We start from the raw sequence: 14,322 nt of genomic DNA, 5'->3' as shown, positions 1-14,322 counted from the left end.
GTCGTGAGGCTCGCGCCGCCGGCGCGCCGTCCGATCGCCGTGACGGGGGCCGTGGCGGGGGCCGTCTCGCGGCGCGCGGGCGGCGGCGGTGGCGCGGTGGCGTGCGCGTCCTCCTCGCGGCGGCGGATCCACCCGTGCGGCGCCAGCCGGACGGTCAGCAGCGCCGCCGCTCCGACCAGGAGACCGTGCAGGGAACCGGCGTCGCCCAGAAGGGGACCGGAGACCTCCAGCAGCACGACTCCGAGAACGGCCCCCCACAGGCTCAGCGACCCGCCGATGAACACGGCCAGCGCGAGGGTGAACGACTCCCCGAAGGCGAACTGCGAGGGCGCGACGAACCCGAACGCGGCGCCGAGGATCCCGCCGGCCAGCCCGGCGGCGGCTCCCGAGACGGTGAACAGTTCGCGTTTGACGCCGACCACGTTGAGGCCCATGCCTTCCGCGAGTGACTCGTCGTGCCGGATCGACTGGATCGCCCGCCACCGCCGGCCGCGCCCGTAGCGCAGGTGCGCGCCGACGGCGAAGGCGGCCAGCAGGGCGAGCGCCAGCGCCGCGTATTCGCGCGGTGCCTCCAGGCGCAGGCCCCCGATCCCGATGTAGGGGATGCCCGACAGGCCGCTGGAGCCGCCCGGCACGCCGATGCCCGAGACGGCCAGCGCCGACGCCAGCAGGCTGAACACGATGGTCGCGATCGCCAGGTAGTAGCCGCGGATGCGGAGGATCGGCGAGACGAGCGCGGCGAGCGCGCCCGCGGCGACCGCCCCGCAGAGGAGCGCGGCCACCGGGGGCACGCCGAGCTTCGTCGTCAGGATCCCGTACGAGTACGCGCCGATGCCGACGAAGGTGGCCTGGCAGAGGGAGATCTGACCGGCGAACCCGAGCACCAGCCCCAGCCCGACGGCCGCGATCCCCCAGATCCCGATCGCCAGCAGCACCGGCTCGCGCTCGCCGCCGAGCGCCACCGCGCAGACCCCGACCAGGACCAGGGCGACGCAGACGCGGGGCCGGACCCGGACGCCCGCCAGGCGGATCCGGCCGGTGGCCGCCGAACTCATGGGGAGTCCTTCAGGACGAACCCGCCCCGCGGCGTGAAGCGGGCCGGCAGGAGCGTGCCCTCGTCGCTGGCGCCCCGGTGGTCGGCCCTGGTCATCTGCTGGACCGCGTAGGCGCCGAAGTACTTCTCGCCGTTCTCCAGCGCGGTGATGAGCTTCTTCGTCTTCGTGCCGCCCGCCTTGTCTATCGCGGCCGCGGCCATCTGGACGGCGTCCCACCCGGCGGCGGAGATGGTGTCGGCCCCCGAGAGCGCCGCCCGCAACGCGTTGATCTGCACGGCCTGGGCGGGGTGGTCCTCGGTGCCGTTCGGGGCCAGCATCGCCGGAATCCAGGTCGCGATGTCGCCGCCGCCGACGTCGCCCTTCACCTGGTCCGCGAAACGCAGCGAAGCCGCCGAGTTCGGCAGCCAGACCGGCGTCCTGATGCCGAGCGACTTGACGTTCGCGACGCCGACGAGCGCGTCCGGACCGGTGGCCTGGACGCGGATGGCGTCGGGCTTGTTCCGGCTCACCGCGAGCAGTTGCGGGGTGAGGTCGTTGGCGGGGCCGTTGAACCGTTGGACGTCGACCGCGATACCGCGCGCCTTGGCGGCGCCGACGAACGTGGCGACGGTCTGGTCGCCGCTCGTGTCGTTCGCGGCGACGAGACCGACCCGCTTGACGCCGCCGAGGGCGAACTGCGTGGCGATCGCCTGCTCCATGGTGGCGTAGTCGAGGCCGACGCCGAACATGTTCGTGTCGTTCTTCGGCAGGTCGCCGGCGCTGAGGCAGAGCCCGGCGACGTCCTCCCTGACGAGGATCTGGGCGGCGGCGGCGCAGTCCTGGGCGAAGCCCGGGCCGATGATCAGGCCGGCGCCCTTGCGCTTGAGCTCGGAGACCAGCGTGGCGGCGCGCGTCGGGTCGCTCTGGTTGTCGCGCGTGACGACGCGGATCCGCTTGCCGCCGACGCCGCCCGCCGCGTTGAGCTTCGCGACCGCCGCCTGGATCCCGGCCTGCATCCCCTTGCCGAGGAACGAGCCGGTGCCGGTGAGTTCGAGGTCGAGGCCGAACACGATTTCGTCGTCCGCCGACTCGCCGCCGCCCGAGCACGCGGCGAGGGCGAGCGAGGCCGCGATCAGGGCCGCGGAGAGCCGCGTCCAGCGTTCCGGGTGCTGCTTCGAGCCGCCGGGGACGGGGTGGGTGCGCATGTCAGTCCACCGAGCCCTTGGGCGCGGGGAAGCGCGGCGGCCCCTGGAAGCCGCGGGCGTGCCCGTGCACCATCCGCCGCCAGTGGATGAGCGCCATGTCGGGCTTCATCAACTGCTCGGACGACCATTCGTCCTCGTTGGCGAAGACCTCCTGCAGCGCGCAGCGGGCCCAGATGTCCTGGTCGTTGAAGCCGTCGCGGTGGAACATCTGCTTCCACATGCCGTCGTACTGGGCGACGAAGTCCCTCTCCTCGTCCGCGTCCGCGCACGGCCGGACGAGCATCTGCACGTAGTCGTGCCGGTCCTCATCGATCGGGACGTACCACTCGAAGTGCGTCATCTCCGGGTCGGGCAGGAACTTCGTGATCTTCAGGACGCCGGGCAGCCAGATCGACCCCTCCTCGGTCGTCGACCGGTGGGTGCCGGTCGCCTTGACGACGCTGCCGTTGACCTCGGCCTCGTAGAGCGGCTCGTAGTTCTCGCGCAGCATGTCGACGAGGCCCCGGCGCCCCCCGGCGGAGACGAACTCCGGCTCCTTGCCCGGCACCATGTTCAGGCCCAGCGGCATCCGGCGCGAGGTGCCCGTGACGATCGGCGCCTCGCGGTGGAAGTAGATGTGCGTCGGGTCGAAGCCGTTCTCGGCGCCGAGCCGCCAGTTGCTCGCGATCGTCCGGCGCAGGCCGACGACCTTGTGGTCCTCGCCGAGGAACCCGGGCGGGACGTCCGCCTCCAGCGGGCCGGGCTCGGCGTCGCCGATCCAGACGAACACGACGCCCTGGCGCTCCGTCACCGGATAGCTCGCGATCTTCGCCCGGCCGATCAGCGGGCAGTCCGGCTGGGTCAGGACGCCGGTGAGGTCGCCGGTCCGCATGTCGTAGGTGAAGCCGTGGTACCAACAGGTCACCGTGCCCGGCACGTGGCTCTCGGCGCCGCCGGGCTTCGCCGACAGGCGCACCATGTGGTGGACGCAGCTGTCGGCGACGGCCAGCACCGTGCCGTCCACCCGGTTGAAGAGGATGTTCTCGCCCAGCATGCGCCGGGTCCGGAACGTCCCCTCCTCGATCTCGTGCGAGAAGAGCGCCGGGTACCAGTAGTTCCGCAGCCCGTGCCGGGCCTCGGTGTAGCCGACGTGCCACCGCCCGCCGCGCAGCGGCCGCGCGCCGCCGCTCTCGTCCACGCCGGCGTCGAGCTCCGCCGCCCGTTCCGTCGTACCCATGATCTGTCTCCTCCTCATCGCCGGGCCCGCCGACGAGGCGCTGGGCTAGGCGAACGTCCGGGGGTGTGCGCCGTCTCTCGTCGAAGGGGGGCGGTGGCGCCGGCCGGGGCCCCGACCCGGCCGTTCCACCGCTGTTCAGGTTCCGCTCACCGTCAATGTGACCCAGGCGGCATTCGCGGGCGAACCGCGGTTGCAGCTATCGCAACGCCGTGTTCTCCGAGGTCGCGGGGCGGGTTGCTCGGAATGCAACGGGGCTTGGTCGAAGGGCGCGCCGTCCCGCATCGTCGAGGCGATCCCCCGTCCAGTCGGCAGCACGGAAGGCGCACGAGAATGGACATCGCACAAGCCGCGCTCGAATCGGCGCTGAGCCTCGCGACCCTGCACGGCGAGCCGGTCGCGGTCGCCGTCGCCGACGGGTCGGGCCGCTGCCTCGCCTCCAGCCGCGGCGGCGACGCCGACTGGACCTTCGAGACCGAGGCGCGCGCGCTGGCGGAGGCGAGCGCGCGCGCCCGGCTGGACTCGGCCGCGCTCCGGCGCGCGGACGGCGGGGCGCGCGGCGGCGTGCCGGACGGCGGGACCTCGCTGCTCGTGGGCGGCCAGGGCGCCGTGGACTTCGCCGTGGCGGCGAGCGCGTCCAGCGCCGAGATCGAGCGGGCGTGCGCGGAGCGCGCCGTCCAGATGCTCGCGGGAACGTCCGGGTCCCGGCCGGGAGGCGCCGAGCTGCGCCGGGTCATGGGCAGCTTCGTCACGGGCGTCGCCGTCGCCATCACCGCGGACCCCGGCACCGGCGGGCCCGTCGGGTTCACCGCCACGGGGCTCGTCTCGCTCTCCCTCGACCCCCCGCTGGTGGGCCTGTCGGTGGGCCACGCCGCGTCCAGCCACCCCGCGTTCGTGCGGTGCACGGACTTCACCGTCAGCGTCCTGCACGCCGGCCAGTCCGACCTCGCGATCCAGCTGGCGCGGAGCGGGCCGGAGAAGTTCGGCGGCGTCGACCTCGTCGCGACCGCCCGGGGCGGCTGGCGCCTCGCCGACGCGAGCGCCGCCTTCTCCGCCCGCACCCGCAACGCCCTGCGCACGGGCGACCATACGTTGATCATCGGCGAGGTCTACGAGGCGCGGCTGCTCGCGGAGCGGCCCGTCCTGCTGTTCTTCGGCGGCGGGCGGTTCGGCGACGCCGAGCCGCGGAGCGCGGCCGCCGCGGCGAACTGAACCGCGCCTCATCGCAGCGGCAGCCGGCAGACGAGCCGCGCGCCGTGCTCGGCGGGGGCCGCGGTGAGGGTGCCGTGGTGCAGGACGGCGATGGCGCGGGCGATCGTGAGGCCGAGCCCGGCGCCGCCGGTGCCCCGGCCGCGGGCCGTGTCGGGCCGGTGGAAGAGGTCGAAGACGCGGTCGCGGTGGCCCGGCGGGATGCCGGGCCCGTCGTCGGCGACGGTGAGGACCGCCTCGCCGTCGCCGCGGGCCAGGGTGACGGTGATCGTGTCGTCGGCGTGGCGTTCGGCGTTGTCGAGCAGGGCGGCCAGCAGGCGCGCGATCAGCGCGGGATCTCCCGGCACGGTGAGGGCTTCGGCGACCTGGAGCCGGGTCCGGCGCGGGGAACCGCGGGAGAGCCGCTCGGTGAGCAGGGCGGCGAGATCGACCCGCTCGGCGGGGGTGCTCGGCCCGGCGTCGAGCCGCTCCAGGAAGAGCAGGTCGACGACGATCCCGCCGAGGCGCTCGGCGGCCCGCAGCGCGCCGGAGAGCGCGGCGCGGGTCTCGTCGCCCTCGGCATGCGCGAGCGCCTCCTTCAACTGGAGTTCGAAGGACGCGACCGGCGTGCGCAGCTCGTGCGCGAGCGCCGCGGAGAACCGGCGGTTGCGCTCTTCGCGGGCGCCGGGGCGGCCGATCGGCTCTCCGCGCGCCCTGGCCGGGTGGCCGGTGGTGGATCCGGTCATGATGACGGCTCCTGTTCGTTCGCGGTGATGGGTCGGGCGGAGGCGACGGCCGGTGCGCGTCGCCTCCGCGTGACGCTGGTCAGGTGGCGGATCCGGCCCGGCTGACCGCGCGGCCGCGGCGCGGCAGACCGCCGGTCAGCTCGGCCAGTTCGCGCCATTCGGCGACCGGCGCGGCGCCCGGCCGGGCGGTCAGCACCTGCAGGCAGACGTGATCGGCCCCGGCGTCGAGGTGGGCCCGCACCCGGTCGGCGACGGCGTCGAGCGCTCCGGGCCCGCCGCCCGCCACCAGCGCGTCGACGACGCGGTCGGCCGGGTCGTCCGACAGCTCCTCGACCGTGTAGCCGAACCGCAGCATGTCCTTGACGTGCGCGCCGCCGAGCGCGAGGTACTTGGCGACATGGGCCCGCGCCAGGTCGCGGGCCCGGTCCGGGTCGGGGTCGAGCACGACCGCCTGCTCGACGGCCAGCAGCGCGTCGGGGCCGAGCCGGGTACGGGCGTCCTCGGTGTGCGCGACCGGCACCAGGTAGGGCAGCGCGCCGTCGGTCCGCTCCGCCGCGAGGTCCAGCATCTTCGGCCCGAGCGCGCCGAGGACGCGGGGGTTGGGCACGGACGGCGGCGGGCTCTGCAGGGGCACCGCGTCCATGGCGTCCAGGTAGGCGCCCATCGTCGAGACGGCGCGTCCGCCGGACGGGACGCGGTGCCCCAGGTAGATCAGCGGCCGGTCGTCGACCCGGTGCCCGCCGAGGCCGAGGACGAACCGGCCGGGGTGGGCCTCCGCGAGGGAGCGCTCCGCGGCGGCCATCGCGATCGGATCGCGAAAGAAGATGTTCGCTATCCCGGTGCCGACCACGAGCCGGTCCGTCGCGCCGAGGAGCAGCCCCGCGTGCGTCAGCACGTTGCGGCCGAACTCCTCGCCGATCCACAGGGCGCCGAAGCCGAGCGACTCGATCTCGGCCGCCAGTTCGCGTACCCGGGGGGCGGGTTCCTTGTCGAGCGCCAACGTCCACAGGCCGAGGGGGCCCGCCGTCGTGTCCATCCGTCCTCCCGGAAGATAGAATGAGACCTTCTCACCTAAGCATAGTGAGAGCCACTCACCTTAACAAGGAGGTCGTGTGCCAGAGCCCAGGGCGATGCGTGCCGACGCTCGCCAGAACCGGGAGAAGCTGCTCAAGGCCGCGGACGCGGCCTTCCGCCGGAACGGCGTGCAGGCGTCGCTGGCGGAGATCGCGCGCACCTGCGGGATCGCCATCGGCACCCTCTACAAGCACTTCCCGACCCGCGAGGCCCTCCTCCAGGCCCTGATCCACGACCAGGTCATCGCCCTCCGGGAGGACGCGGAGCGGCTCGCCGACTCCGCCGCGCCCCGCGCGGCGCTCATCGAATGGCTGCGCGAATTCGGCCGCTGCTCGTCGACCTATCAGGGCCTCGCGGAATCGATCCTGGCCACGGCCGAGGCCGAAGGGTCGGACCTGAACGACAGCGTCCAGAGCATGCGCGCCGCCGCCGACCTGCTGCTGGTCAAGGCCCAAAAGGCGGGCGCCATTCGCGCCGACGTCTCCCGCGCCGAAGTATTCGCCCTGGTCTGCGGGGCGGGCGCCGCGAGCCACTACACGACCGCCGACCTCGACCGCCTGCTGCGCCTGGCCGTGGAGGGCCTGGAACCCCGCTGACCCGCCGCCGCCGAGCGGTCCGCTCCCGGGGCTTCGGCCCCCGAATTCCTTGACGCACACGGGCGCGTCGCCGGTATGGCGGCGCGCCTTTGAATTTGCCATGGCGCCACATTTCTCGCGGCAACGGATTTCCTTTTTCGGGATCCCGGGCTCACCGAGTGGCCGGAGATTTCTCCCGCGCTCCCTGAACGCGCCAGGCGGTAGCGGCCGCGTCACCCCACCGGGCCCCCGGGGTCGTCCACCCGTCGCCCCCTCGGATCGAGATCAAGTACTTCAAGGCTGTCAAAGTGTTGACATTCGAACCCTAGAACCCCACTATGGGTCGAAATCGAGTAGAGGAGTGGTTTGTGTCACAGGCGGAGGTCCTGCGGGACCAGCTGATCGAGCAGGGCGTCAAGTACGTGTTCGGCTTCTATGTCGACATCCACGGGGTGCCCAAGAGCAAGTGCGTCCCGGTGGAGTCGCTGCCCTCGATGGCGAAGGGCTCGGAGCTGTACACCGTCGGCGCGCTGGAGGGCATGGGCGACCTCGGTCCGCACGAGGACGAGTGCGCGGGCATCCCCGATCTCGACCGGCTGGTGGTCCTGCCCTGGAAGCCGGAGTTCGCGGTGGTGCCGACGAGCCTGCACCTCGACGGCGAGCTCTACCCGCAGGAGGCGCGCAACTTCCTGGTCCGCCAGGTCGAGGCCGCCGCCGAGATGGGCTTCGTCGCCAACGTGGGGATCGAGCCGGAGTTCTACGTGGTGCGCGAGACCGCCGGGGGGTGGGAGCCGCTCGTCCCGCAGGACCGGCTGGACGCGCCGACGCGGGGCTACGACCTGGAGACCACGGTGCTGGCCGAGCCCTTCCTCGGGCCGATGGTCGAGTACATGAACGGGCTCGGGTACGGCGTCTACTCCTTCGACCACGAGGGGGGCGACGGGCAGTACGAGTTCAACTTCGACTACACCGACGCGCTCACCATGGCCGACCGCATGGTGATCTTCCGGCTGATGGCCAAGCACGTCGCCCGCGAGCTGGGCTGCATCGCGACGTTCATGGCCAAGCCGTTCCAGGACGACTTCGGCTCCGCGTCGCACGTCAACATCAGCCTGGCCGACAAGGAGAGCGGCCGGAACGTCTTCGAGGCCGCGTCCGGCGGGGGCTACAGCGACACCGCCCGCCACTTCGTCGCGGGCGTCCTCGCCCACGCGGGCGCGATCTGCGCGGTGACGTCGCCGACGGTCAACTCCTACAAGCGGTTCACCAGCAAGGGCTTCATGGACGAGATCTCCTGGGCCCCCGTCTACCGGAGCTGGGGCGAGAACAACCGGACCCTGATGTGCCGGATGCCGGTGAACCGGCACTGCCTCGAAGTGCGCACCGTGGACGCCTCCGTCAACTACCACCTCGGCATCGGGCTCATCCTCGCCGCCGGGCTGGACGGCGTCGCCAAGAAGCTCGACCCGGGCGAACCACTCAACCGCGACACCTACCGTATGACCACGGAGGAGCTCGCCGGATACGGCGACCTCGCCCTGCCCCGCTCCCTTGAGCAGGCGCTCGACCAGTTCGAGGCGGACGGCCTCGCCGAAACGGTCATGGGCAAGGAGTTCCACCGCACCTTCCTCGACTACAAGCGGGCCGAGTGCCGCGAGTACGGATCAGTGGTCACCGACTGGGAGACCCGGAACTACCTGCAGAGGCTTTGAGATGACCACCGTGAACGAGACTCCGGCCGAGGTCGAGGCGCGGCGCGCGCGGGCCAACGCCGAGGCGCTGGAGCGGCTGGTCGGCGCCGAGCCCGTGCTGGTGGGGGTGGCCGCGGCCGGGGACGTCGTGCCCGGGATGACGCCCACCACGATCCTGACGTCCGGCGCGCCGCTGGAGTGGCCCGAGTACACCGGCGGCCAGCGCCGCGCGATCCTGTACGGCGCGGTCTACGAGGGCCTGGCGGGGAGCGTCGAGGACGCCGAGGCCAAGCTCGACGGCGGCGAGATCCAGGTCCGCGCCACCCAGCAGCACGGCTGCATCGGCTCGGTCGCCGGGATCTACACCGCGTCGATGCCGGTGTTCGTCGTCCGCGACGAGGCCCACGGCAACACCGCCTTCTGCAACTTCTACGAGGGCAAGAGCCGCTACCGGCTGAACTACGGCTCCTACGACCAGGAGGTCGCCGACGGCCTGCGGTGGCTGGAGACGACCATGGCGCCGGTGCTGGCCGAGAGCCTCGCGGACGCCCCGATCCCGCTCAAGCCGCTGATGGCCCGGGCGCTGCGGCTGGGCGACGAGCTGCACAGCCGCAACACGGCGGCCACCCTGCTGCTCCAGCGGGAGCTGACCCCGCGGCTGTTCGCCCTCGCCGCGACGGCCGAGTGGCGGACGCGCGTGGAAGAGGTCATGGACTTCTTCCTCGCGAACGACTACACCTTCCTCCGGCTGAGCATGGCCGCGGCCAAGGCCACCGCCGACGCCGCCCACGGCGTCGAGCACAGCAGCCTGCTCACCGGGATGGCGATCAACTGCCGCGAGTTCGCGGTCCGCGTCAGCGGCCTCGGCGACGAGTGGTTCCGCGGCGGCCACCCCGAGCTGCAGGGCCGCTTCTTCGACGGCTTCACCGAGGCGGACGCCGAATGGATCGGCGGGGAGAGCTGCGTCACCGAGACCGTCGGCCTCGGCGGGATGGCGCAGGCGTGCGCCCCCTCGCTGATGGACTACCAGGGCGGAACGTTCCAAGCCATGTTGGAGAACAACGAGGCGATGTACTCCATCACCGCGGCGGAGCACCCCGACTACAAGATCCCGGCGTTCGGCTTCCGCGGCACGCCCGTGGGCGTCGACCTGCACGCCGTGATCGCCACCGGCCGCACCCCCCTGATCGACGGCGGCCTGGCCGGGCGCTCCGGAGGCCAGATCGGCGCGGGCCTCCTGCGTCCCCGCGTCGAGGCGTTCACCGCCGCGGCCGCCGCCTACGCCGAGCGCTACCCCGTTTCCCCGGCCTCCTGACCCGTATGAACCCCCTGGAGTGAGCCATGACGAACTCGGAGCAGGTGACCCCCACCGGCGGCGGAGCGACGAAGACCGCGTCCCATATCCAGGGCCGGATGGGGCCCTTCGAGCTGGCCTTCTTCGTCGTGGCCGCGGCCGGACCGCTGCTCGTGGTCGCCGGGTTCGCCCCGCTGGCCTTCATGATCGGCGGGATCGGCGCGCCCGGCGCGCAGCTCGTCGCGGGCATCGTCCTGCTGCTGTTCGCGGTCGGACTGACCCGGATGGCGCTGCGCATCAAGAACGCGGGCGCCTTCTACTCCTACATCGGGCAGGGCCTCGGCCGGCCGGTCGGCGGCGGGGCGGCGACCCTGGCGACGGCGGCGTACTCGGTGATCGCCATCGGCCAGCTCGGCGCGGTCGGGGCCTTCGCCAAGGCGCCGGTCAAGGACGCCTTCGGCGTCGACGTGCCGTGGCCGGTGTTCTCGCTCGCCGCGCTGGCCATCGTCGTCTACCTGGGGCACCGGCAGATCTCCCTCAGCGCCAAGGTGCTCGGCGTCGCCCTGCTGTCGGAGGCGGTGGTCCTGCTCGTCCTCGCCGCGCCGGTGCTCTGGCAGGGCGGCGCGGAGGGGCTCGACCTGGACTCCTTCTCCCCGTCGTCGGTCTTCGCGGGCGGCAGCACGGGCGCGATGTTCGCCATCGTGTTCGGCGCGTTCATCGGGTTCGAGTCGACCGCGATCTACTCGGAGGAGGCCCGCGACCCGGAGCGGACCGTCCCTAGGGCCGTCTACCTGGCCGTCGGGTTCCTGGCCCTCTTCTACACGTTCATGGCCTGGATCGTGTACGTCGCCTACGGCAAGGCGTCGATCGTGGACGCCGCCACCGCCGACCCGGTCGGGCTCGTGTTCACCGCGACGGAGAAGTACGTCGGGCACGGCGCGGTGGTCGTGATGGAGGTCCTGCTGGTGACCAGCGCGTTCGCGTCCACGCTGGCCTTCCACAACACCGCGTCGCGGTACCTGTTCACGCTCGGCCGGGAGAAGATGCTGCCGAGCGGGCTCGCCCGCGTGCACCCCCACCACCGGTCGCCGTACGTGGCGAGCGCCGTCCAGGGGGCCGTCGGCCTGGTGGCGGTCGTCGCGTTCGCGGTCACCGGAGCCGACCCCTACCTCCAGGTGTTCCTGCTGATGGTGGCGCCGGGCGTGCTGGCCGTGATCGTCCTGCAGGCGCTGTGCTCGCTCGCGATCGCGGTCTACTTCAACCGGATGAACACCGCGCACGGGCTCACCGTGTGGAGCACGACGGTGGCGCCGGTCCTCAGCCTCGCCGGGCTGGGCGTCGCGTCGTGGCTGGTGGCGCGCAACTTCGAGTTGCTCTCCGGGCGGACCGACTGGGTGAACGTCCTCCTGCTCAGCTTCATCCCGCTGGCGTTCCTCGTCGGGACCGTCCGGTCGCTGCGGCTCAGGCGGAGCCAGCCCGAGGTCTACGAGCGGCTGACCAAGACCGAGGTCTTCTGATTGACCGGCCTGAACTGTGCGGCGGACGTGCCGGACCGGCCCCTGATCGGCGTCAGCGCCGACCTGGCCGAGGCCGCGTGGGACGCCTGGCGGCGGCGGGCGGTCGTCCTGCCGGTGGCCTACCACGAGCAGGTGGTGGCCGCCGGCGGGATCGCCGTCGTCCTGCCCCCGCAGCCGGAGGCGGCGGCCGACGTGGTCGGCAGGCTCGACGGCCTGGTGCTGGCCGGGGGCGGGGACATCGACCCCGGCCGGTACGGGGCGCGGCCGCACCCGTCCGCGCGCCCGGCGGACGCCGCGCGGGACGAGTGGGAGATCCGGCTCGCCGGCGCCGCCCTGGCCGCCGACCTGCCCGTCCTCGGCATCTGCCGGGGCATGCAACTGCTCAACGTCGTCCGGGGCGGGACCCTCGTCCAGCACCTGCCCGACGCCGTCGGCACCGACGCGCACCTGCCGGACCGCTCGGGGTTCGGCAAGCACCCGATCATCATCCGGCCGGGCAGCCGGCTGTACGCCGCGCTCGGTGACCGCGCCGACATCGCCACCCACCACCATCAGGCCGTCGACAGGCCGGGGCGGGGCGTGGTGGAGACGGCCTGGGCCGAGGACGGGGTCGTCGAGGGCATCGAGATCCGCGACCGGGCCTTCGCCTGCGGGGTCCAGGGCCACGCGGAGGAGAGCGGCATGACCGGGCTGTTCGCCCAGCTCGTCGGCGCGGCGGCGGGACGCCGGACCGCTCAGCCGAGCTCCCACTCGTAGGAGAACTTCTCGATCTTGAGGATGAGCGAGGTCTCCACGGCGGTGATGCCCGGCAGCCCGCCGAGCACGTCGGTGGTGAACCGGAGCAGGTGCTCCTTGTCGTAGAAGAACGCCTCGATCATCACGTCGAAGCGCCCCGTGGACAGCCCGCAGTAGCGGACCTCCGGCGCCCCGACCAGCGCCTGGCTCACCTCGCGCAGGTGCGGGAGGCTCACCGAGAGCCCGATGATCGCCGAGATGTTGTATCCGGCCAGCCGCGGCGTCGGCACCGCGACGATCTCCATGAGGTCCCGGTCGCGCATCGCCGCGATGCGCTTGCGCACGGTCGTCTCCGTGATCCCGAGCTGCCGCGCGATCGCGGAGTTCGACGTGCGCCCGTCCTTCTGGAGGATCCGGAGGATCTCGCGGTCCGTGCTGTCCAGCGCCGCCAGTGAGGGGGTGGCCTGCCCCGGCCTCGCGCCGTCATTGGACCTCTCCTTGCCACCCACCCGCTCAGCGTATCGCCCCCCTGCCCGGTCACCGCGCGCCGAGGTGAGGGAAGCACTTCGCAGCCTCAGCAGGGACGCCAGGTCTTTCCGCCGGGCGCATAGCAGCGCGGCCCCGTGTAACCGGGATAGGCGCCCCCGCCTTGGTGCCCGCCGCGTTGTTTCGACGGCGCTGGCGGGGGTTTGACCGTGTGCTTGGGCTTGGGTTCCGGAATTCGAACCTTCCATCTCTTTCTGCCCTGATGGAGGGTCACCCTGTCGCCGTTGGCGATCCCGGACGCGCAGAAACTGATGCTGCCCGTGTCCTCCCCACCGGGAAGGACGCCCCAATCAATGACCAGGGTCCGCTTGGCCGAACGGATTTCGCGGCCCGTGGCGCTCACGAGCGTGAAAGGGGAGGGGAAGCGGGAGTACCGTCCGAACTCGACACGGGTGCGCCCGTGGTTGGCTATCTTCACGCGCGCGATCACGCAGTTGCGGCCGCCCTCCCGTTTCCCCTTCACGGAGGTCACGGTGTAGCCGAGGGCCTTCGAGGGCGGTCCGGGCTTCGGCGAGGCGGGCGTCGCGGTGGGCGTCGTCAGGGCCTCCGCGTCCGCGTCCGCTTCCGACGACTTCTTGCCTCCGCTCGCCACGCACCCCGCGAAGAGGGCGAAGACCACGACGATGCCCGCGATCGAGGCGGGCAGGTGTTTCTTGGGACTCACGGCGGGAGTGTAACGGTCCCCGTTGTCCTGACCTGCGCGTAAAAGGTTCGGAGAGCGGCCGGGCGTGCGGGTGGTCGGTTGGCTCTGGGTGACAGGGTCTTTTCGAGGGCTGCCGGATTCCCGGCGGGCCGTTGATGTCCCTGTGCGGTGCCAGTAGCAAGGCATGCGGTGGAGAAGGCCGTCCCAACTCCTCGAAGGAGACGGAAATGAACAGAGTCGTTTCGGTCGCGCACCTGGCGATCGTGGCCACGATCGGGGGCGCGGCGGGGGTCGTGGCGGTCTCGGCGGCCGTCCAGGCGGCCACCGGTCAAGGACGGCAGGACCTGACCGCGCAGGTGCTGGACGTCCAGGGCAAGGAGGTGGGGAAGCTGACCGTGACGGGCGCCGACTCGGGACGCCAGCGGGTGTCGGTCCAGGTGTGGGGCCTGCCCCCTGGTTTCCACGGTTTCCACATCCACGCGACCGGCAAGTGCGACCCGGGGGCCGTCGACCCCAACACCGGCAAGGTCAGCCCGTTCTTCACCGCCGGTCCGCACCTGGACCTCGGCGGGACGCACAGCCACGGGGCGCACGCGGGCGACCTGCCGAACCTGCTGATCGGGCAGGACGGGCGCGGAGAGGCGGAGACGTTCACCGACCGGGTCCGGACCGAGGACCTGCTGGACGCCGACGGCAGCGCGATCGTGGTCCACGCGCTGGCCGACAACCACGGCAACATTCCGGAGCGGTACGAGTCCGGCGGCAAGAAGGGCCCGGACGCCGACACCCTGAAGGCGGGCGACTCGGGCGGCCGCAGCGCCTGCGGGGTCATCGTCGAGCGGAAGCCCTGACGGCCGATTC

Annotated in this window: 14 protein-coding genes; 7 read left to right on the top strand and 7 right to left on the bottom strand. The window is 72.5% G+C overall.

What is annotated here, in order from left to right; all coding sequences use genetic code 11:
* The 3 genes from ACH01S_RS33790 to ACH01S_RS33780 form a co-directional block, all read right to left on the bottom strand.
* The coding region (locus tag ACH01S_RS33790; protein ID WP_169809405.1) for a branched-chain amino acid ABC transporter permease at positions 1–1,055 on the bottom strand (1,055 nt) is incomplete at its 3' end.
* Positions 1,052–2,239, bottom strand: coding sequence for an ABC transporter substrate-binding protein (locus ACH01S_RS33785; RefSeq protein ID WP_067901415.1), 1,188 nt, complete (start codon positions 2,237–2,239; stop codon positions 1,052–1,054). The genes ACH01S_RS33790 and ACH01S_RS33785, both read right to left, overlap by 4 nt.
* Position 2,240: 1 nt before the next feature.
* Positions 2,241–3,455 (bottom strand): Rieske 2Fe-2S domain-containing protein, encoded by a 1,215-nt coding sequence (locus ACH01S_RS33780; protein ID WP_067901412.1) that lies wholly within the window; start codon positions 3,453–3,455, stop codon positions 2,241–2,243.
* 330 nt (positions 3,456–3,785) lie between these two features.
* Here ACH01S_RS33780 and ACH01S_RS33775 point away from each other — a divergent pair, with 330 nt between their 5' ends.
* Positions 3,786–4,664, top strand: coding sequence for a flavin reductase family protein (locus ACH01S_RS33775; RefSeq protein ID WP_067901409.1), 879 nt, complete (start codon positions 3,786–3,788; stop codon positions 4,662–4,664).
* 8 nt (positions 4,665–4,672) lie between these two features.
* Here the strand turns inward: ACH01S_RS33775 and ACH01S_RS33770 are convergent, their stop codons facing one another.
* Positions 4,673–5,386: a sensor histidine kinase gene (locus tag ACH01S_RS33770; RefSeq protein WP_067901406.1), complete on the bottom strand. Its 714-nt coding sequence runs from the start codon at positions 5,384–5,386 to the stop codon at positions 4,673–4,675.
* Between the two features lie 79 nt (positions 5,387–5,465).
* Positions 5,466–6,422 carry a TIGR03620 family F420-dependent LLM class oxidoreductase gene (locus tag ACH01S_RS33765; protein ID WP_067901404.1) on the bottom strand — a complete coding sequence of 319 codons (957 nt, stop codon included), beginning with the start codon at positions 6,420–6,422 and terminating at the stop codon, positions 5,466–5,468.
* Between the two features lie 76 nt (positions 6,423–6,498).
* Here ACH01S_RS33765 and ACH01S_RS33760 point away from each other — a divergent pair, with 76 nt between their 5' ends.
* The 5 genes from ACH01S_RS33760 (at position 6,499) to ACH01S_RS33740 (ending at position 12,293) form a co-directional block, all read left to right on the top strand.
* Positions 6,499–7,056 (top strand): TetR/AcrR family transcriptional regulator, encoded by a 558-nt coding sequence (locus ACH01S_RS33760; protein WP_067901401.1) that lies wholly within the window; start codon positions 6,499–6,501, stop codon positions 7,054–7,056.
* Positions 7,057–7,403: 347 nt separating this feature from the next.
* Positions 7,404–8,747, top strand: coding sequence for a hypothetical protein (locus tag ACH01S_RS33755; RefSeq protein ID WP_148344499.1), 1,344 nt, complete (start codon positions 7,404–7,406; stop codon positions 8,745–8,747).
* Positions 8,748–8,757: 10 nt separating this feature from the next.
* Positions 8,758–10,041 carry a YlbE family protein gene (locus tag ACH01S_RS33750; RefSeq protein WP_218010490.1) on the top strand — a complete coding sequence of 428 codons (1,284 nt, stop codon included), beginning with the start codon at positions 8,758–8,760 and terminating at the stop codon, positions 10,039–10,041.
* A gap of 26 nt (positions 10,042–10,067) precedes the next feature.
* Positions 10,068–11,537, top strand: coding sequence for an APC family permease (locus ACH01S_RS33745; protein WP_067901391.1), 1,470 nt, complete (start codon positions 10,068–10,070; stop codon positions 11,535–11,537).
* Positions 11,538–12,293 (top strand): gamma-glutamyl-gamma-aminobutyrate hydrolase family protein, encoded by a 756-nt coding sequence (locus ACH01S_RS33740; protein ID WP_148344498.1) that lies wholly within the window; start codon positions 11,538–11,540, stop codon positions 12,291–12,293.
* On the opposite strand, the gene ACH01S_RS33735 is transcribed toward ACH01S_RS33740, so the two are convergent.
* Together ACH01S_RS33735 and ACH01S_RS44675 are read right to left on the bottom strand one after the other, a co-directional pair.
* Positions 12,272–12,781, bottom strand: coding sequence for an Lrp/AsnC family transcriptional regulator (locus tag ACH01S_RS33735; RefSeq protein WP_067901387.1), 510 nt, complete (start codon positions 12,779–12,781; stop codon positions 12,272–12,274). The two genes, ACH01S_RS33740 and ACH01S_RS33735, sit on opposite strands and share 22 nt — an antisense overlap.
* Before the next feature lie 65 nt (positions 12,782–12,846).
* Entirely contained in the window at positions 12,847–13,482 is a 636-nt protein-coding gene (locus ACH01S_RS44675; protein ID WP_169809404.1) for a hypothetical protein, read from the bottom strand.
* Between the two features lie 206 nt (positions 13,483–13,688).
* On the opposite strand from ACH01S_RS44675, the gene ACH01S_RS33725 reads away from it, so the two are divergent.
* Entirely contained in the window at positions 13,689–14,312 is a 624-nt protein-coding gene (locus ACH01S_RS33725) for a superoxide dismutase family protein (protein WP_067901383.1), read from the top strand.
* Positions 14,313–14,322 lie beyond the last annotated feature (10 nt).

Source organism: Actinomadura chibensis NBRC 106107, assembly GCF_001552135.1.
Lineage (GTDB): Bacteria > Actinomycetota > Actinomycetes > Streptosporangiales > Streptosporangiaceae > Spirillospora > Spirillospora chibensis.
Note: the sequence above shows the minus strand (reverse complement) of the source record. Positions and strands in the feature narration are given on the sequence as shown.